We start from the raw sequence: 18,180 nt of genomic DNA on the forward strand, positions 1-18,180 counted from the left end.
CGGGTCACTACCCGTGCCGGTCTCGACCGTTTCGGCACATCCGGTACCGAATGACCGCAACCACCGACACGCTTCCCGCAACAGCCAAACATCGCGGCTGGGCCGAATGGCTGGACCGCCAGTCCGGGCCCGTCATGGTGATGCCGGCCGTCATCGTGCTGCTCTGTTTCGCGATTTTCCCGCTGCTGATCTCTGCCTATCTGTCGCTGTCGCGCTTCGCGCTCGCGCCGGGCGGCTTCACGCTGAAATTCATAGGGCTGGTCAACTACCGCAAGCTGTTGACGGGGTCGCAACAGTATCACCTCCTCGGCAAGTTCGGCGATATGGGCGTCCTGCAGTGGGGCCTGCTGGCGTTGATTGCGGCAGGGCTGCTTCTCATCCTTGCCCGGTATTTGCTGCGGGGCCGAGCGACCGTCCTCGGCACGCTCGGCCGGATCATCTCGATTGCCCTCGCCTTCGGCCTCGCAACCGTCGCGGTGGCGACGTTCGCCCCTGGCGGGGTGCCTGGCACGGCGATCAACACGCTGCTTTATGTGATCATCGGCGTTGCAGTGCAATTCGGACTCGGCCTCGGGCTGGCGCTTCTCTGCGGCCAGCCGATCCGGGCACGCAACTTTTTTCGCGTCCTGTTCTTCATTCCTCTGATGGTCACGCCTGTCGGGATCGCCTACACCTTCCGCATGCTGGCCGACATGCAGAAGGGCCCTTTCGCGCCCCTGCTGCGCACCTTCGGGGTCACCGAATGGTCGTGGGCGAACGAGGCATGGTCGGCCCGTCTGATGGTCTTGATCGGCGACACCTGGCAGTGGACGCCGTTCATGTTCATCGTGCTGCTGGCGGCCATCGAAAACCAGTCGCGCGACCAGATCGAGGCCGCCCGCCTCGACGGCGCCAGCGGCTTCCAGATCTTCCGCGACATCACCTGGCCGGCCATCGCGCCGGTCGCCGCCACAATCGTCCTGATCCGGCTGATCGAGGCCTTCAAGATCATCGACCTCCCCAACGTGCTCACCGGCGGCGGCCCGGGGCTCGCGACGGAATCCATGACACTGCACTCCTTTATCGCCTGGCGTACGCAAGATCTCGGCGGCTCCGCCGCCGTCGGGTACATGCTGCTCTTTATCTCGACGATCGCCTGCGTGTCGTTCTTCAATTTCGTGGTCCGGCCGGCGCGCCGGTTCGAGCAATGACGGCCGAGAATCGCACCCTTTTCCGCCGGCTGTTCGAACCGGCCTCCGTCGACAGCCAGGCACCCGCGGCGCAGGTCATCACCTATGCGCTGCTCATCTTATGGTCGCTGGTGGTGCTGGTTCCGCTTTACTGGGTGCTGATCACCTCGTTCAAGGGTGCGGGCGAGGTCGACAACGGTCCCTTCTACATACCCTTCGTCGACTTCACCCCCTCGCTCGATGCCTGGAATTTCATGCTCCTGGAGAACAACACGCTCGGGCCCTACCTCAACTCCGTCGTCGTCGCGCTGGTTAGCACCGTGCTCGCAGTGCTGATCGGCTCGCTCGCTGCCTATGCCTTGGTGCGCATCCGATTCCAGGTGAAGCTGGCCGGCGTAGCTATCTTCCTCGTGCTGCTTGCTGCCGTCATCGGGGCGGTTGCCAGTTTCGGTATCGCCTGGGAGCTCGCAGTGGGCGTGGCGCTGGCGCTGTTCGTGATCGCGCTGCTCACGCTGGTGCGTCGAACACGGCTCGCGGTCGGCAACAACGACGTCGAATTCTGGATCATCTCCAACCGCATCATGCCGCCGATCGTCGCGGTCCTGCCGATCTACGTGATGTTCCAGCAGCTCAGGCTACTTGACACGCAGGTTGCGCTGATTGCCACCTACACCGCCGTCAACCTGCCGATCGTGGTCTGGCTGACGCGCGACTTCTTCGCCGCCATTCCGCTCGACCTCGAGGAGAGCGCCGAGATCGACGGCGCCTCGAAGTTCCGCGTGTTCTTCACCATCGCGCTGCCGCTGGTTCGATCAGGGCTCGTCGCTACCTTCCTCCTGGTGCTGATCCTTGCCTGGAACGAGTATCTGCTCGCCCTCTTTCTTTCCAACGCGAAGGCACAGACCATGCCCGTGCTGGTCTCGGCCCAGAACACCACGCGCGGACCACAATGGTGGAACATGTCGGTGCTGATCGTCGTGATGATCGCGCCGGTGGTGCTGATCTCGACCATTCTGCAAAGACACATTGCGCGCGGCCTGCTGGTCGGCGCCGTGAAGGGTTGATTGATGCGGGTCACGCTTGCCGATATCCACAAATCCTTCGGTACGGTTAAAGTCGTCAAAGGTCTCGACCTGACGATCGAAGACGGCGAATTCCTGGTCCTGCTCGGACCTTCCGGCTGCGGCAAGACGACAGCTTTGCGCATGGTAGCCGGGCTGGAATCCGTCACCTCCGGCCGGATCCTCATCGGCGAGCGGGACATCACGAACGTGCTGCCCAAATATCGCGACATCGCGATGGTGTTTCAGTCCTACGCGCTCTATCCGCACATGACGGTCGCCGAGAACATCGCCTATCCACTGAAGCTCAGGAAAGTTCCGCCCGCCGAGCGTGACAGGTCGGTGCGCAGCGCCGCAGGCAAGGTGCATCTGGAGGAGTTCCTCGACCGCTATCCCCGCCAGCTTTCCGGTGGGCAGAGGCAGCGCATTGCGCTGGCGCGCGCCATCGTGCGGCGACCGAGCGTGTTCCTGATGGACGAGCCGCTCTCCAACCTCGACGCCAAGTTGCGCGGCCACATGCGCTCCGAGCTGAAGCGCCTGCAGGCCGATCTCGGTGTGACCACAATCTACGTCACGCACGACCAGATCGAGGCGATGACGCTCGCCAATCGCGTGGCGATCATGAACCGTGGCGTCGTGCAGCAGATCGCCACGCCGCGGCAGATCTATGACGACCCCGCCAATCTGTTCGTCGCGGGCTTCATCGGCTCGCCGCCCATGAACTTCCTGGAGGGCGAGCTTTCCCAGGGCACTTTCATCCACCCGGACGCGCGGTTCGAGACCGGGCTCGCAGAAAGCCGCAAGAAGATCACTGCCGGGCTGCGCCCCGAGGACTGCCGGGTGACGGCGCCGTCGCAAGGCAGGATAAGGGCGCGCGTTTACGCGCTCGAGCTCATCGGCGACCACACGCTGATCACATGCCGGCTCGGCGAGGCTGCGCTCACCGTCAAGGCCGACAAGTCGGCACACTATGACATGGACGAGACGATAGGCGTCACTTTTGCCGACCAGGCCGTATTCCTGTTTGACACGGAGACCGGCGCGAGGATCCGCGACCCCCGCGCTGAGAAGAGCGAAAGATCAGCAGCGCTCCCGAGAACGAGGGTTGCAGAGCCTGGCGTCGGAGGGGCGTGAGATCCTGGCGCCCTAAAGCAGAGGCTGCGGTAGCTGAAGCTTTTGGTCCCATTTCAGGCCGATGGCACCCCGAATATTTGCGCTACGTTGACGCGGGCATCCGCGATCTCGCCCACTATCGACAACGGCGTAACGCAACTGGTTGCGCTTCGATGCCGGCCCCGAGCCACAAGCAGAGATCCGGAACTCTAGCACTCGAAACGAGTTTTAAGCTGCACTGTTGGCGAGAGGAGGATTGAGCCATGGGCGCCGAGCAAAAAACTCAACCTTCCCTAGAGACATCGACCGAAACAGCTCGCGACCTTGACGGGCGGCCGCCGATTAATGAAGCATCCTACCGTGGCTGGCTCATTCGTTATTGGAATAGCGGAGAGTGGATTGCCCAGCTATTCGAGCCCGGCTCCATCGCCCCCCTCCCCGACCAGGTGGTTGCCTCACTTGATGAGGGGGAAGTAGTTCTTGTGCAGCGCGCACAGCGAAAAATAGATGGGATAACGCCTTCGGAGTAGGGCTCGGGTGGCGGGCAACAAACCAAGCCAAGCCGGTCGAGCTGTGCAATAACGGCCCGCTTATGTTACCTGCCCAGCACTTGTGAACGCTACCGCTGCGCGGGACATACGTCGTTTTCGCCTCACTTACGGTCGAACTTATTTGCCACAGCAGCGTTAACTGCAGGCGAAACCATCCCAGTAGCAACGGAGAAAACACCATGGACTGGAACCGTGTCGAAGGCAACTGGAAGCAAATCAAGGGCCAGGTGAAGGAGCAGTGGGGCAAGCTGACCGACGACGATCTGGACCGGATCAACGGACGCCGCGACCAGCTCGAAGGCAAGATTCAGGAACGGTATGGCCTCGCAAAGGATCAAATTCGTCGCGATGTCGATGATTGGTATGACCGCCAGAATTGGCCGAACTGATTGATGGACTGCGCCCCGCCGACGTAGCGGGGCGCGTCCGACTTGATGAGAATGATTGCAACTACAAAGCTTCCGGGGGCACATCGAGCCGAGAGGCGAGTAGGGGAAACGAAAAACACGGGCGCTACGACGCCGGGCCTTCAGCTTCCGCAGGCTGTGGCTCCTCGATAGCCTGCTGTGCCGATAAGAAATTGCCGACGTGGTGCAGGCTCTCGAAATGGTCGCAGAACACTTTCACCGCCACCAGCAGCGGCACTGCGATGAGGGCGCCGACGAATCCCCACAGCCAGGACCAGAAGGCCACGGCAATGAAGATGGCCACCGCGTTGATTTCCAACCGCCGGCCCAGCACAAAGGGTGTAACGACCTGTCCCTCGATGATGTCGCAAAGCATGATATAGGCTGGCGCTAACAGGGCGTAGGACATGCTGTCGAAGGAGACGAGCGCCATAGCGGCCACGGTAAGTATCGTAAGCGTCGCCCCGACATAGGGCAGAAAATTGAGCAGGCCGGCCGCTACGCCCCAAAGAAGCGGGTTCGGCATCCCGATCACCCACAACCCCAAACCGACGGCCAGACCGAGTCCGCTGTTGATCAGCGCGATGGTCAAGAGATAGCGGGAGATTTCCCGCTCGACGTCGTACATGATCCGCAAGGCGCGCTTCTTCTCGCTTAGCTTGGCGAACGACTGCACGATCTTCTCGTAGAACATCGTGCCAGACGCGAGCAGGAAGAGCGACAGCACGAACATTATTGCCAAGGACGTCGCCGCTGAGGCCAACGTGCCGGCAGCCTGGGAGACGATGGCTGGTTGAGCCACGACCACTCGGTTCACACCCGGTTGGTCGACCACCTCCGTTAGTTGCTCGACCTGCTGAAAAACCCCCAGCAGATGTTGGAAGGGTCTTCGGAACTCTGACAGCTTCTCCGTCACTTGGCGACCGATCGACGGTGCGTCCGAAATGAGTTGCACGACCGGTGCGCTGAGCAAGTAGCCAGTGCTACCAATTGCAGCAAAGGCGACCAGTACAAGCAGTGTCGCCGACAGCGCGGCCGGGATGCCGCGCTTGGCCATGAAGCGAACAACCGGGCTGAGTGTCAGAGCCAGCAGGAATGCCAGAACCACCGGCATGAAGAAGTCGCGCGCAAAGTAAAGTGCGGAGGCAAATGAGAGGATGAATATGCCGATCAGAGCGAAGTGGACGAGACGCGCGTCGACGAGCGCGGTACGCCCCGCCCAGCCAGCCTCGGATGCATCAGATTGGCCTTCCATCACATTGCCCCCGACAGAACACGCCCCTTTGCGTGTTCAGCCGAGAAACGCGGGATGGAATACATCGTTCCCTGCTAATGAAAACGGCAGAGGGCACCTCACCCCGCCCGCTGACGACCTGCGAGTGCACACTTGCTCGATTGCCCGCCAAGCACCGAGGGCCGGGCGTTTGACGGAATTATGACAGCCCTGAATCCTACGGTAAGTTACCCTCCCTCACTTTGATCATGGCTCAATGCAGGTCAACGTCACGCCCTGGGGGCCGGCGGTTGCCAAGGCGCATGGCCGCGGGCTCTCTGAAATACCGCTGAGCGCGAGGAAGACGTGAGTAGCGGAGGAGTTCGTGATGTTTGCCGAGGCAATCTCATACGCAGTCGATTCATATCAGCGCTCCATTCTGTTTCTGGATGTGATGCGTCAGCGGGCCGTTCAATACCGCGAGCACGCAGCCGAAACCGCGCCTCACGTCCTTGATTATGAAGCCGAGCTCGTATGTGACGGTCGGACCCTGGCACGACCCGTCAACTATGCGCTGGTGCGCATCGTTCCTCCGCCACGGATCGTTCTCGATCCCAGGAAAAGACCTTTCGTCATAGTGGATCCTCGGGCCGGCCATGGCCCCGGCATTGGCGGCTTCAAGGCCGACAGCGAGATCGGCGTCGCACTGAACGCCGGCCATCCCTGCTATTTCATCGGCTTCCTGCCGGAACCGGAACCCGGCCAGACGATCGAGGACATCGCGCGGGCGGAAGCGGTCTTTCTGGAGAGAGTGATAAGCCGCCATCCCGAAGCCGAGGGAAAGCCGTGCGTGATCGGGAACTGCCAGGCCGGTTGGGCAGTCACCATCCTTGCGTCACTGCGGCCCGAACTGTTCGGCCCGATCATCGTGGCAGGCTCGCCGCTGTCTTATTGGGCCGGCGTCAAAGGCAAGTATCCGATGCGCTATACAGGCGGCCTGCTCGGCGGCAGCTGGCTGACCGCGCTGACAAGCGATCTCGGCGCGGGCAAGTTCGACGGCGCCTGGCTTGTGCAGAACTTCGAGAACCAGAATCCCGCAAACACGCTCTGGACCAAGCAGTATAACCTCTACTCCAAAATCGACACCGAAGCCGAGCGGTATCTGGGTTTCGAGCGTTGGTGGGGCGGCCACGTGATGCTCAATGCCGAGGAGATGCAATTCATCGTCGACGAGCTTTTCGTCGGCAACAAGCTCGCGGCCGGCGAGATCCGCACGTCAGACGGCACGGCCGTCGACCTGCGCAACATCCGCTCGCCGATCCTCGTCTTCTGTTCGAGCGGCGACAACGTCACCCCGCCGCAGCAGGCCCTCGACTGGATCCTCGATCTCTACGACAGCGTCGAAGACATCCGGGCCAATGGGCAGACCATCGTGTACTGCATTCACGACAAGATCGGCCACTTGGGCATATTCGTTTCTGCAGGCGTCGCCCGCAAGGAGCACGACGAGTTCGCATCCAACATCGATTTCATCGACGTGCTGCCGCCCGGCCTCTACGAGGCAGTGCTGGAGCCGAAGGGCGAGGCGGTCGAGCGTCCCGACCTCGTGACCGGTCAATGGGTGATGCGCTGCGAGGCTCGCACGCTTGACGATATCCGCGCGCTCGGAGGGAATGACCTCGACGACGAGCGTCGCTTCGCAGCGGTCGCCCGCATGTCCGAAATCAATCTTTCTCTCTACCGGGCCTTTGCCCAGCCTTGGGTCCGAGCGCTGGCGACGCCGGTCATGGCTGACGCCATGCAGCGCCTGCACCCGTTGCGCCTGCAATACGAAATGTTTGGATCTGCAAATCCGTGGAGCGCATGGATCGGAGCAGCTGCCGAGCGGGTCCGCGAGGACCGAAAGCCAGTCTCGCCCGAAAACTTCTTCCTGGGGCTCCAGCGGGAAGCATCGGAGCGGATCGTCGACGGGCTCGAGGCATGGCGCAAGGCGAGCGAAAAGTGGTCCGAAGAAGTCTTCCATACGGTCTATGGCTCGCGAGCCCATCAGGCAGCGCTGGGCATCGACCAGAATTCCGCACGGCCGCCTCGCAAGGCGGCAAAGAACATGCTGCATGCCGCCCTAGTTCAGTCGCGCATCGCAGAGCTCAAATCTCACATGACCCGCGGCGGCGTTTCGGAAGGGCTTGCTCGCGCGATGCTCTACATTCGCATGCCAGGTGGCACTACCGACGAGCGAGGCTTCGAGGCCATCCGGCGCATCCGCGAGACGGCTGCCGACGAGTCAACCAGAACGCTTGAAGAATTCAAGGCCATGCTGCGTGAGCAGTTCTTCCTGCTGCTCATCGACGAGGACAGCGCGCTATCGGCCATCCCGGATTTGTTGCCGGAGAATGTCGAGGAACGACAGGCTGCCTTTGACACCCTGCTCGAATTGCTTGGGGCCCGCGGGCAGCTGACCGACGAAGAGGCCGACAGGCTCGAGCGGATGAGATCCCTGTTCCGCATCGAACGTGAGCCCGCCCGAAAGCTGCGCTCCCCGGAGCGCAAGGCATCGTGATATCTACTACGTCAAGGAGGTCCAGGTGCTGAATACGCCCCCGAGCCCGACGCAACCCTCCAAATACGACCGCCTGATCGAGGCCGCGCGCATGCACGCCCCGGCCATGACGATCGTGGTCCATCCCTGTGACGAGACATCGCTTCGCGGCGCCATCGAGGCGGCCGAGGCCGGTCTGATCCTGCCAATCCTGGTGGGCCCCGAAGCGAAGGTGCGAGCGGTCGCCGCCGAGCACCGGCTCGACATCGGCAACCACCAGATCATCGACGTCGCTCATAGCCACGCTGCAGCCGCCCGCAGCGTCGAGCTGGTGCGAGAGGGCCGTGGCGAGATGCTGATGAAAGGCGGGCTGCATACCGACGAGTTGATGCGCGAGGTGACCGCTTCGGCGACCGGTCTCAGGACCCAACGCCGCATCAGTCATGTCTTCGTGATGGACGTGCCGGGCCACGCCGATACCCTCTTCATCACCGATGCCGCCATCAACATAGCTCCCGACCTCGACGCCAAGCGCGACATCGTGCAGAACGCGATCGACCTGTTTACCGGCATCGGGCTTGGCGAACCCCGGGTTGCGATCCTGTCGGCAGTTGAGACAGTCACCACCAAGATCCCTACGACCATCGAAGCTGCTGCGCTTTGCAAGATGGCGGAGCGAGGTCAGATCACCGGCGGCGTGCTGGACGGTCCGCTCGCATTTGACAATGCCGTCGATCCGGAGGCCGCGCGCATCAAGGGCATCACCTCGCCGGTTGCGGGGCGCGCCCAGATCCTAGTCGTGCCCGACCTCGAGGCCGGCAACATGCTGGCAAAGAACCTGACCTTCCTTGCTCACGCCGATGCCGCCGGCATCGTGCTGGGAGCGCGAGTGCCGATTGTCCTCACCTCGCGCGCAGATTCGGTTCGCACGCGGCTAGCATCTTGCGCAGTCGCATCGCTCTATGCGGCGGCGCGGCGCCGATCAGCCCAGGTGGCGGCCGCCTGACATGGACGCAATCCTGGTCGTCAACGCTGGTTCGTCCAGCCTGAAGTTTCAGATTTTCGGAGTGGTTGAGGGTCAGCTGGCGCGCCAGCTTCGTGGTCACTTGGATGGCATCGGCACGCGTCCGCGGTTTCGCGCGGCCGATAACGAGCGCACGCTGATCGACCGCAGCTTAGCCGCCGATGCCGTCGCGGACCTGCCCATGGCCATAGCCGAGACGCGCTCGTGGCTGCGTACGCTCGAAGGGTTCGAACTGCGTGCCATCGGCCACCGGGTGGTCCATGGCGGGCCAGACTACGTGCGTCCGGTCCTGATCGACGAGACCGTGCTTGACCAGCTCGCCAGCTATCAGGAGCTGGCACCGTTGCACCAGCCGAACAACCTCGCCCCCATCCGTCTGGCAATGGAGATCGATCCGACCGTCCCTCAGGTGGCATGCTTCGATACAGCCTTCCACCGTGGGCATCCCGCGCATGTTGCCTGCTACGCGCTTCCGCGGAGCTTCTATGACGCCGGCGTGCGGCGCTACGGCTTCCACGGTCTGTCCTACGAATACATTGCAGAGCGGTTGCGCGACGTGGCACCTGAAGCGGCGGCAGGTCGCACGATCGTCGCACATCTTGGCAGCGGCGCCTCGATGTGCGCCCTCCGCGACGGAGAGAGCATCGACAGCACGATGGGCTTCACCGCCCTTGACGGCGTGCCGATGGGCACGCGTCCCGGCCAGCTCGATCCCGGCGTCGTGTTATACCTGATCGCGCAGAAGGGGATGAGCGCCGACTCGGTCTCGGACCTCCTTTATCGCCAGTCCGGACTGAAGGGGCTCTCAGGCATTTCCAGCGACATGCGTGATCTGCTGGCGAGCGACAGCCCTGCGGCAGCCTTCGCCATCGACCACTTCATCCATCGCTGCGCTCTCAATGCCGGCCAGCTTGCGGCGGCGCTCGGCGGGCTCGACGCCTTCGTCTTCACGGCCGGTGTCGGGGAGAATTCCGCTGCCATTCGCGCCCGCATAGCCGATCGGCTCGAATGGCTCGGCGCGGAACTGGACGCCGCAGCGAATGAGGCTGGCGAGACGCTGATCTCCACCGCCAACAGCCGCGTCGCCCTGCTCGTCCTCCGGACCGACGAGGAGCTGATGGTGGCGCGACACACCGCTGCGCTCACCGGGCTCGCACAAAGCACCTGAATCAGCGGAGACAGCCATGACCCTTCCTTTAGTCAAGGCCCAGCTTCTCGAGGGTCGCAAAGGCCTGATCGTCGGCATTGCCAACGATCGTTCGATTGCATGGGGCTGTGCCCGCGCCTTTCGCGCCTTCGGCGCGGACCTTGCCCTCACCTATCTGAACGACAAGGCGAAGAAATTCGTCGAGCCGCTGGCGACCGAGGTTGAAGCAAGCATCTTCATGCCGATGGATGTGTCAGTGCCCGGCCAGCTGGAGGCGGTCTTCGAGCACATCAGCGACAGCTGGGGTGAGCTGGATTTCCTGATCCACTCGATTGCCTTCTCGCCCAGGGAAACTCTCGCTGGACGAGTGACCGATGCGCCGCGCGACGGCTTTCTGACGACCATGGAAATCTCCTGCTGGTCGTTCATGCGCATGGCGCATCTTGCCGAACCGCTGATGAAGAACGGCGGCACCCTGTTCACGATGACCTACTACGGGTCGCAGAGGGTCGTCGAGAACTACAACATCATGGGGGTCGCCAAGGCAGCTCTCGAGAGCGCCGTGCGCTACATGGCGGCCGAGCTCGGTCCCAAAGGCATCCGGGTCCACGCCATATCGCCCGGTCCCCTCGCCACTCGCGCCGCCTCGGGCATCGCCGACTTCGACGATCTGCTTGAGAAGGCGAAGGGCAAGGCGCCGTCACGCGAACTTGTCGATATCGACGATGTCGGTGCCGCGACCGCATTTCTGGCCCATGATGCGGCGCGCCTCATCACCGGCCAGGTTCTTTACGTTGACGGCGGCTATAACGTGGTCGACTGACCTTCGGCAGCCGGCAGGAGAAGCTGCCTGAACTAGCGCTGCTTGGACCGTGCTCGCTTCGGCTTTTTGACCTCCTCCGCCTTCCGGCCCAGGCCCATGTCCTTGGCCAGTTGAGACCGAGCGGCCGCATAGTTTGGCGCCACCATGGGATAGCTGGCGGGCAAACCCCACTTCTGGCGGTACTCGTCGGGGGTGAGTCCATAGTGGGTCATCAAGTGGCGCTTCAACGACTTGAATTTACGCCCATCTTCCAGAGAAACGATGTAGTCCGGCGTGACCGACTTCTTGATCGGAACGGCCGGAACGAGCGGCGCTACCGGCTCGGCCGGCGGCGCCTTCAGAGCCTGAAGCGAACTGTGGATCTGTCCGATCAGTTCGGGAAGCGCCACTCTCGGCAACGGGTTCTTGGAGACATATGCCGAAACGACCTGCGCGGTCAGAGTGATCACATCCTCTTGGGAATTCTCGTCAGTCATTGCGTATCCTTCAAGCTTGGGAGCGGTGCTCGATTACCGACGGTTAGTCAACCAAGCAAGCCCTTATCGTGTAGTCAGCAAACCGAAAGACCCCCTAACTTCTCTTCAGCAAAGCACGGTCTCTCAGTCAGCCCAGCGCCTCGCGAGCTCTAAGGTCTCGGACCGAAAAGGGGCATAGCGGCTTCGGATAATCTGATGTGCAAACAAAAAGATAGAGCGGCATGGCGGTCCTGCCCGAACGCACGCCGCTCCGCTCTGTTTCATCTTGCCTTAGAAGTCGAGCCAGACGGATACGCTCGGAGGATAGTAGATGTAAGGTCTATAGTAGGCATAGGGAGGATAACCATATGGCAAATAATAATTGTAGTCGTATGGTAAATAATAGCTTGGATAGTAAGGATAATACCGGTAGTAATTTCTGTAAGGCCAATAGCGGGGCGCATAAGGACCCCGCCAGCCGCGCCAACCGTAGTACCCGCGCCCCCAATAATGCCGCCAATGTACCTGCCAAGTGTCAGAACGCATCTCGCCTCGAGGCATCTGACCAACGTAGGCTGGGAGCGCATTTGCTGCGACGGTCAGCGAAACGATCGTTCCGACTGAGAGCGCAGCTAGGCTGGTGGCGAAAGAAACCTTTCCCATCGTTCCCTCCTCCGGAAGAAACGTTGAAAGTATTATCCGCCCGCGGTGTGTATGATGTCAATGCGTGCCGCGACCGCATCGCCGGTCGACGTCGTCCTGCAGCCTGATCTATCGACCCTTTGCATCCGGGATGACCACGATGTTGCCGACGAAAGACTTGGACATGAAATGGCGCTGGGCGTCATGGATCCGCGACAGCGGATAGGTCGCCGCGACCAACGCTTTCAGCTGCTTGCCTTCGATCAGATCGATCACGCGCCGGAAGGCCGCGCGCGTTCCCTGCGAGGAACCGTTGAGCTGAAGCTGTTTGAGATACATGGTGCGAAGATCGAGTTCCACCACCGGGCCGGCAATCGCGCCCGCCGTCGTATAGCGCCCTTCCGGACGCAGGATGTTCAAGAGGCTCCGGAACATAGGGCCGGCGACCAGATCGGCGACCACGTCGATTTCCTTGTCGCCGAGCACCTTGCGAATTTCCGCCCTCAGATCCGCGCAATCGCGCACGATCGCCGCCTCGGCGCCGATGTCGAGCACGGCCTTCTCCTTGCCTTTTCCGACCACGGCATAAGGAATTGCTCCGCGCGCCCGGCATAGCTGGATCAGCCCGGAACCCACTCCCCCCGACGCGCCGGTGATGAGCACCCGCTCGGCGGCCTTTACGGCAGCGCGCTCCAGCATCTGCTCGCCTGTGTGGTAGGAGCACCAGAAGGTGGCAAGCTCCGCGTCCGACATATCGGAACGGATGGCGTGGGCGTGGTCGGTCGGCACGGCGACATACTCGGCGTAGCCGCCATCGCGCCCGTGGCCGATGTAATCGATGTCGGCCAGGCTGTCGTCGGAGCGATTGTAAATCGAGCCGTCGACGATGACGCGCTCGCCCAGCCGCTCTTCCGAAACAGCTGACCCCACCTTGACGATTCTGCCCGCTATGTCGGCGCCCTGAATGCGGGGAAACTCGAGCGTCGAGCGCCCGCGCCGCCACGTGGAGACGGCCTGCGGGTCGTCCTCGGCGCCATACGCGCCCTCGCGCACCCAGATATCCGTGTTGTTGAGCCCGCAGGCCCCCACTTCCACCAGAACCTCGTCCGCAGCGCATTCAGGCACCGGATGATCCGTCGTGTAGACGAGCCGGTCGAGACCACCATGCCCGGTGAGCAATACGGCGCTCATGCGATCAGGCACCACAGGCACTTGCGGTGGGGTCTGTATCGAATTCTGATTTTCCATCTCGCGAAATTCCAGGAATTGGCACGCACCAGCAAAGGGCTGCGGCGCGCGGTTGCTACGCTCCGTCACAACTTGTCATGACATAGATCAGCGTAATGGCGTATATTGATATGGTCAATTGGTTTATTGTAGCATAACGATATGCAGCTTGTCCTGATATCGTTTCGTGGACGAGGGATCGCGGCTCGCCTATGAAGCAGCAGGGGAACGGGGCCCTAGCCCCATGCGCGAGGGATATGAGGTCCGCATCAGGATGAGCGACTGGAAGCCAGACCCGAAGCGGTTGACCGCACCGATCTACAAGTCGCTCGCGGACGAGATCGCCGCGGCAATCTCGGATGGCAGCCTGCCGGGGGGCACGCGGCTCCTCCCCCAACGCCACATGGCGCAGGACCTCAACGTCTCCATCCAGACGGTCAGCCGCGCCTATGACGATCTCACGCGCCGTGGCCTGCTGTCGGGCGAAGCGGGAAGAGGCACCTTCGTCAAGCTCGCGCAGCCGGATCGGGGCCCTCCCTTCACCTTGCAGCGCGTTCCTGAAATCATCGATCTGTCGATCCTGAAGCCGGTCTGCGAGGACATCCACGAGGAAAGGATGAAGGCGGCGCTCGCCGCGCTCGCCGCCGACCTTTCGCCGCGCATCGTGCACGCCTTCCGCCCCGGGAGCACGGGCTCGCGCCACAGGACGGCGGCAGTGCGGTGGCTTCGAGAATGCGGGAGCGAAACGCCGCCGCAGAACGTCTGCGTCACCAACGGCGCGACCTCGGCGCTCGCGGTCGCGCTGATGACGGTGGCTCCGCCGGGCGCCGTGGTCGCCACCGAGATCCTGGGCCATCATTCGCTTCGACCTCTCGCGAACTATATGGGCGTGCGTCTCGCGGCGGTCGGCGTCGACGATCAGGGCATCCTGCCCGGCGAATTCGAGAAGCTCTGTGCCGACGAGAAGATCAACGCTCTTGTTGTGCAGCCGACGGTGATCAATCCGACCGGCAGCCTGCTTCCGGAAGCCAGGCGGCGAGAGATTGTGGCGATCGCCGCGAAATTCGACGTCCCACTGATCGAGAACGACGCGCTCGGCCCACTGGTCACGAACAAGCCGCCGACACTTTATGCGCTGGCACCCGAACGCACATTCTATGTCACGAGCTTCACCAAGGTCGTGATGCCCGGCTTGCGCATCGGCTACATGGCAATGCCCGCGAGATACGTAACGACGGCAACCAACCGGCACCTCGTGACGAGCTGGATGGCGACGCCGCTCATGGAGGAGATCGCGACGCGTTGGGTGGAAGACGGCACCGCGATGGATCTCGTTCATTGGCAGCGCGACGCCCTTTCTCGACGCCACGGGCTGTTCCAGCAGATCATGGGCCCCTGCGGGTTTTCGGCGCATCCGCAGAGCCTCCACCGATGGATTCACCTGCCCGATGGACATAATGAGGCGGATTTCATCGCTCACGCGCGTTCGCTCGGCGTTGCCGTCGCACGGGCCTCGTCATTCCTGGCAAACGACAACCTGCCGTATCCGGCCATTCGCGTTTCCCTCGGTTCCGTGGATATCGACCAGCTGTCGACGGGCCTGCGGACGGTGGCCAACATTCTCGGTTCACCGCCGGAACCCCCGCTGTCGACCTCCTGAGCCCGCCGCGCGCCTTGCTCCGCTTCGCTCATGGGCGCGGGATGGGCTCATAGTGACGGCGGGCCGCTGCCTGTATTATGAACGCTTCGCGCCGGCCCTCTCGGGTCGGGTCCCATTTGCGTTCGACTGTGGAGGTTTTGCATGACATTGGGTGCCGACACCAAGGGCGTCTATGCCATTGCGCCGACTCCGTTCGAAGCGGACGGCCGGCTCGACTGGAAGTCCGTCGACACCATGGTCGGCTTCTACGAAAAATGCGGCATCGACGGCATGACCATCCTCGGCATCATGGGCGAGGCGCCGAAGCTGGAGGCGACCGAGTCGCTCGAGCTGGTCAAGCGGATCGTGAAGCGCACCGGACTGCCGGTGATCGTCGGCGTGTCGTCGCCCGGCTTCGCCGCCATGCGCGCACTTGCCCGTTCGTCCATGGATGCGGGAGCCAAGGCGGTCATGATCGCACCGCCGCCTTCGCTCAGGACCGACGACCAGATCGTCACCTATTTCCGCAACGCATCCGAAGCGATCGGCGAAGACGTGCCCTTCGTCCTGCAGGATTATCCGCTCACGCTCTCGGTTATCATGACGCCGGACGTGATCCGCCGCATCGTCACCGACAATCCCGCCTGCTTCATGCTCAAGCACGAGGATTGGCCGGGGCTCGAGAAGATCACGGCCTTGCGCGGTTTCCAGAAGAACGGCTCGATGCGCCCAATCTCGATCCTGTGCGGCAATGGCGGTCTCTTTCTTGACTTCGAGACGGAGCGTGGTGCCGACGGCGCCATGACCGGATATGCCTTCCCGGACATGCTCGTGGACCTGGTAAGGCTCTCCACCAGCGGAGAACGCGACAGGGCGCACGACCTGTTCGACGCGCACCTGCCCTACCTGCGCTACGAGCATCAGCAGGGTATCGGCCTCGCAGTGCGCAAATACGTCATGATGAAGCGCGGCGCCATCGCGAGCGATGCGCAGCGCAAGCCCGGCAGCGCGCTGACCGCCGCCGCACGCGCCGAGGTCGATTTCCTGCTCGGCCGCCTGGCGCGTCTGGATCCGCGCGACTAGCCGCATCCCTCGCCCTGCCGGCTGGTCAGGGCCTTGCATTTTTTAGGTTGGCGCCGCCCCTCACCCTTGTCCCTGCAAGGCATTCAAGGGGAGGAGATTAATCACAGCGATGGTGCCCCCTCTCCCCGTCCTTTACGGGGAGAGGGTAAGGGTGAGGGGCGGCGTTGACCCAGAAGGGAAAGGCTCAATCCCGCCGTCATGAAAGATGAAGGACACACAATTGGGCCCACCACCCCCAATCTCTCTTGCAAGTCCCTCGCCACAAAAGTAAAAGCACCCCACCAGGCCGGGCCCCTCTGGCAGCTCCCGTGAGCTGCGATGTCGGACTGGATGTCCAATCAGGGTGCCTGGTGCCGTGGAAATCTTCAGCCGATAGCCGTCCTGCTCCGCCGTCCGGCGGACCCACTGAGTAATCAGCGGTCGATCGGTCCATCCATGACATTCAGTCACCCGTTCAATTCGCAGAAACGGGTGCTGCATGAACGAACTACTGACCCCCGAAGTCCTTTCCGCATTCCTGAAGGTCATCATGATCGACCTGGTACTGGCCGGCGACAATGCGATCGTGATCGGGCTCGCGGCTGCTGGTCTTCCAAAGGAGCAGCGAGGCAAGGCGATCCTGGTCGGCATCGGCGCGGCGACAGTGCTGCGCGTCATCTTTGCCGTGTTGACCACGCAGCTCCTGCAGGTCGTCGGCCTCGTGCTTGCGGGCGGCATCCTGCTGCTTTGGGTCTGTTGGAAGATGTGGCGGGAGTTGCGCACGAGCAATGCCGAGGAGTTCCGAGCTGAAGAGGCGCTCGAAAGCTCGGACGACGCGGCGGGAGGAGCGGCTGGCGCCCCGCGCAAAACTTTCTCGCAGGCAGCATGGCAGATCGTCATCGCCGACATCTCCATGTCTCTCGACAACGTGCTCGCCGTGGCCGGTGCAGCGCGCGAGCATCCGGTCGTGCTGGTGTTCGGCCTGATCCTGTCGATTGCGCTAATGGGATTCGCCGCAACCTTCATTGCCCGGCTGCTCCATCGCCATCGCTGGATCGCCTATGTGGGTCTCGCCATCATCCTCTATGTGGCAGTTGAGATGATCTATCGCGGCGCCCTTGAAGTTGCGCATATGTGAATGGAGCCGGCAAAAGCGGTCCCTGGGGCGAACGCCGGATGGTGTTTCCGCCCCGATAACTGCCTCGCCGGAAGCGGAGGCGAGTTGAGTGATCGCTACTTCCGCTCCGGCAGAGGGAGGGAGACGAGGCTCAGCGGCTGGTACTGAGCCAGTCTTCGCAGCCCCTCGAGGTTGGTCAACTCGACGCGGCGCGAGTTGCTGGCGATGAAGTTGTCGGCGCGCAGCCGCTGCATGACGCGATTGAGATGCGGCACGCTCAGCCCGAGAACGTCAGCCATGACTGGCTGCGAGAATGGCAGATCGAAGCTCGCCTCTTCCGCGCGTCCCACCTCCCGCAGGCGGGCATGAAGCTCGAGCAGAAAGTGCGCCAGCCTTTCGAGCGGAGTACGCCGGCCGAGATTGACGATGTGTTCCGCGTAAGTCGCTGCCTCATGGGCGGCGAGCCAGCTGAGCACGAGACCGAATTGAGGCTGCGTGTAGCAGAGGCGAATGTAGGCATCCAAGGAGCAGACTGCACAAGACAGCTCGGTGAGCGAAACGACTCCATAGGCTGATCGATCAAAAAAGCAGACCGCAAATCCAATCACGTCGCCGGGAAGGATTACATTCAGGATTTGCCGCTTGCCGCTGCGAAGCAATCTATAGCGTATCGCATACCCCTCCCTGACGAAGCAGAGCTTGCGAAACTCCGATCCTTCGACGACAAGTTCACCCTGCCTTTTTATTGAAAGGTCGCGCTCGAAGATGGCCTCGAGACATGCGAGATCGGCCGCCCCCAATTTCATCGCGCCCGTCAGCCTGCTCACGATCGGGTGGCCAGTCAGCGGCATGCAGTCCCAAGCTTCCTGCGTTTGTTTGTTAATCTAGAGCAATGCGCGAAATCATACAACGAATGTAGCATTGACCGAGCCTCCCGCGCAGCCGCGAATGCCACTCGATCAGGCGTTTTCCAGCGTCGACTGGAAAGCGC

General features: G+C 62.3%; 16 protein-coding genes. 12 read left to right on the forward strand and 4 right to left on the reverse strand.

From position 1 onward, the window contains the following. Nucleotides 1–50: 50 nt before the first annotated feature. From SAZ10_RS29665 to SAZ10_RS29685, 5 genes are all read left to right on the forward strand, one after another. On the forward strand, nt 51–1,190 hold the full coding sequence (locus SAZ10_RS29665) for a sugar ABC transporter permease (protein ID WP_318613060.1): 1,140 nt from the start codon (nt 51–53) through the stop codon (nt 1,188–1,190). Next, complete coding sequence (locus tag SAZ10_RS29670; protein ID WP_318613061.1) at nt 1,187–2,233, forward strand: carbohydrate ABC transporter permease; 1,047 nt, start codon at nt 1,187–1,189, stop codon at nt 2,231–2,233. The genes SAZ10_RS29665 and SAZ10_RS29670 overlap by 4 nt, the downstream gene beginning before the upstream one ends. After that, nucleotides 2,234–3,364 (forward strand): ABC transporter ATP-binding protein, encoded by a 1,131-nt coding sequence (locus SAZ10_RS29675; protein ID WP_412535322.1) that lies wholly within the window; start codon nt 2,234–2,236, stop codon nt 3,362–3,364. A 242-nt stretch (nt 3,365–3,606) separates the two neighbouring features. Beyond that, nucleotides 3,607–3,873 carry a hypothetical protein gene (locus SAZ10_RS29680; protein WP_318613063.1) on the forward strand — a complete coding sequence of 89 codons (267 nt, stop codon included), beginning with the start codon at nt 3,607–3,609 and terminating at the stop codon, nt 3,871–3,873. Nucleotides 3,874–4,073: 200 nt separating this feature from the next. Next, nucleotides 4,074–4,283: a CsbD family protein gene (locus SAZ10_RS29685; RefSeq protein WP_318613064.1), complete on the forward strand. Its 210-nt coding sequence runs from the start codon at nt 4,074–4,076 to the stop codon at nt 4,281–4,283. A gap of 124 nt (nt 4,284–4,407) precedes the next feature. On the opposite strand, the gene SAZ10_RS29690 is transcribed toward SAZ10_RS29685, so the two are convergent. Further along, nucleotides 4,408–5,556: an AI-2E family transporter gene (locus SAZ10_RS29690; RefSeq protein WP_318613065.1), complete on the reverse strand. Its 1,149-nt coding sequence runs from the start codon at nt 5,554–5,556 to the stop codon at nt 4,408–4,410. Nucleotides 5,557–5,902: 346 nt separating this feature from the next. Here SAZ10_RS29690 and SAZ10_RS29695 point away from each other — a divergent pair, with 346 nt between their 5' ends. From SAZ10_RS29695 to fabI, 4 genes are read left to right on the forward strand one after another with little or no spacing between them, the layout of a single operon-like run. Then, nucleotides 5,903–8,074, forward strand: a complete 2,172-nt coding sequence (locus SAZ10_RS29695; protein ID WP_318613066.1) for a DUF3141 domain-containing protein — start codon at nt 5,903–5,905, stop codon at nt 8,072–8,074. Between the two features lie 25 nt (nt 8,075–8,099). After that, nucleotides 8,100–9,059: a phosphate acetyltransferase gene (locus SAZ10_RS29700; protein WP_318613067.1), complete on the forward strand. Its 960-nt coding sequence runs from the start codon at nt 8,100–8,102 to the stop codon at nt 9,057–9,059. A 1-nt stretch (nt 9,060) separates the two neighbouring features. Then, nucleotides 9,061–10,245, forward strand: a complete 1,185-nt coding sequence (locus tag SAZ10_RS29705; RefSeq protein ID WP_318613068.1) for an acetate/propionate family kinase — start codon at nt 9,061–9,063, stop codon at nt 10,243–10,245. Between the two features lie 16 nt (nt 10,246–10,261). Beyond that, a complete protein-coding gene (gene fabI, locus SAZ10_RS29710; protein WP_318613069.1) occupies nt 10,262–11,047 on the forward strand; it encodes an enoyl-ACP reductase FabI in 786 nt (261 codons plus the stop codon). A gap of 32 nt (nt 11,048–11,079) precedes the next feature. On the opposite strand, the gene SAZ10_RS29715 is transcribed toward fabI, so the two are convergent. Both SAZ10_RS29715 and SAZ10_RS29720 read right to left on the reverse strand, forming a co-directional pair. Then, nucleotides 11,080–11,523, reverse strand: a complete 444-nt coding sequence (locus tag SAZ10_RS29715) for a MucR family transcriptional regulator (protein ID WP_318613070.1) — start codon at nt 11,521–11,523, stop codon at nt 11,080–11,082. A gap of 750 nt (nt 11,524–12,273) precedes the next feature. Beyond that, on the reverse strand, nt 12,274–13,335 hold the full coding sequence (locus tag SAZ10_RS29720) for an alcohol dehydrogenase family protein (protein WP_318613071.1): 1,062 nt from the start codon (nt 13,333–13,335) through the stop codon (nt 12,274–12,276). 310 nt (nt 13,336–13,645) lie between these two features. Between SAZ10_RS29720 and SAZ10_RS29725 the strand changes: the two genes are divergently transcribed. The 3 genes from SAZ10_RS29725 (at nt 13,646) to SAZ10_RS29735 (ending at nt 17,210) form a co-directional block, all read left to right on the forward strand. Further along, nucleotides 13,646–15,031 (forward strand): PLP-dependent aminotransferase family protein, encoded by a 1,386-nt coding sequence (locus SAZ10_RS29725; RefSeq protein ID WP_318613093.1) that lies wholly within the window; start codon nt 13,646–13,648, stop codon nt 15,029–15,031. A gap of 141 nt (nt 15,032–15,172) precedes the next feature. After that, nucleotides 15,173–16,093 (forward strand): dihydrodipicolinate synthase family protein, encoded by a 921-nt coding sequence (locus SAZ10_RS29730; RefSeq protein ID WP_318613072.1) that lies wholly within the window; start codon nt 15,173–15,175, stop codon nt 16,091–16,093. 478 nt (nt 16,094–16,571) lie between these two features. Then, nucleotides 16,572–17,210: a TerC family protein gene (locus SAZ10_RS29735; protein WP_318613073.1), complete on the forward strand. Its 639-nt coding sequence runs from the start codon at nt 16,572–16,574 to the stop codon at nt 17,208–17,210. A gap of 95 nt (nt 17,211–17,305) precedes the next feature. Here the strand turns inward: SAZ10_RS29735 and SAZ10_RS29740 are convergent, their stop codons facing one another. Next, nucleotides 17,306–18,040, reverse strand: a complete 735-nt coding sequence (locus tag SAZ10_RS29740; RefSeq protein WP_318613074.1) for a Crp/Fnr family transcriptional regulator — start codon at nt 18,038–18,040, stop codon at nt 17,306–17,308. Between the last annotated feature and the right edge of the window lie 140 nt (nt 18,041–18,180).

Origin of the sequence: Mesorhizobium sp. BAC0120, from assembly GCF_033542235.1 — a bacterium.
Taxonomy (GTDB): Bacteria; Pseudomonadota; Alphaproteobacteria; order Rhizobiales; family Rhizobiaceae; genus JAWRCU01.

What these genes read in the sequence shown, in the direction of transcription:
- SAZ10_RS29665 (WP_318613060.1), top strand. Translation starts at nt 51, where the DNA reads ATGACCGCAACCACCGACACGCTTCCCGCAACAGCCAAACATCGCGGC.
- SAZ10_RS29670 (WP_318613061.1), top strand. Translation starts at nt 1,187, where the DNA reads ATGACGGCCGAGAATCGCACCCTTTTCCGCCGGCTGTTCGAACCGGCC.
- SAZ10_RS29680 (WP_318613063.1), top strand. Translation starts at nt 3,607, where the DNA reads ATGGGCGCCGAGCAAAAAACTCAACCTTCCCTAGAGACATCGACCGAA.
- SAZ10_RS29685 (WP_318613064.1), top strand. Translation starts at nt 4,074, where the DNA reads ATGGACTGGAACCGTGTCGAAGGCAACTGGAAGCAAATCAAGGGCCAG.
- SAZ10_RS29690 (WP_318613065.1), bottom strand. Translation starts at nt 5,556, where the DNA reads ATGGAAGGCCAATCTGATGCATCCGAGGCTGGCTGGGCGGGGCGTACC.
- SAZ10_RS29695 (WP_318613066.1), top strand. Translation starts at nt 5,903, where the DNA reads ATGTTTGCCGAGGCAATCTCATACGCAGTCGATTCATATCAGCGCTCC.
- SAZ10_RS29705 (WP_318613068.1), top strand. Translation starts at nt 9,061, where the DNA reads ATGGACGCAATCCTGGTCGTCAACGCTGGTTCGTCCAGCCTGAAGTTT.
- fabI (WP_318613069.1), top strand. Translation starts at nt 10,262, where the DNA reads ATGACCCTTCCTTTAGTCAAGGCCCAGCTTCTCGAGGGTCGCAAAGGC.
- SAZ10_RS29715 (WP_318613070.1), bottom strand. Translation starts at nt 11,523, where the DNA reads ATGACTGACGAGAATTCCCAAGAGGATGTGATCACTCTGACCGCGCAG.
- SAZ10_RS29720 (WP_318613071.1), bottom strand. Translation starts at nt 13,335, where the DNA reads ATGAGCGCCGTATTGCTCACCGGGCATGGTGGTCTCGACCGGCTCGTC.
- SAZ10_RS29725 (WP_318613093.1), top strand. Translation starts at nt 13,646, where the DNA reads ATGAGCGACTGGAAGCCAGACCCGAAGCGGTTGACCGCACCGATCTAC.
- SAZ10_RS29730 (WP_318613072.1), top strand. Translation starts at nt 15,173, where the DNA reads ATGACATTGGGTGCCGACACCAAGGGCGTCTATGCCATTGCGCCGACT.
- SAZ10_RS29735 (WP_318613073.1), top strand. Translation starts at nt 16,572, where the DNA reads ATGAACGAACTACTGACCCCCGAAGTCCTTTCCGCATTCCTGAAGGTC.
- SAZ10_RS29740 (WP_318613074.1), bottom strand. Translation starts at nt 18,040, where the DNA reads ATGCCGCTGACTGGCCACCCGATCGTGAGCAGGCTGACGGGCGCGATG.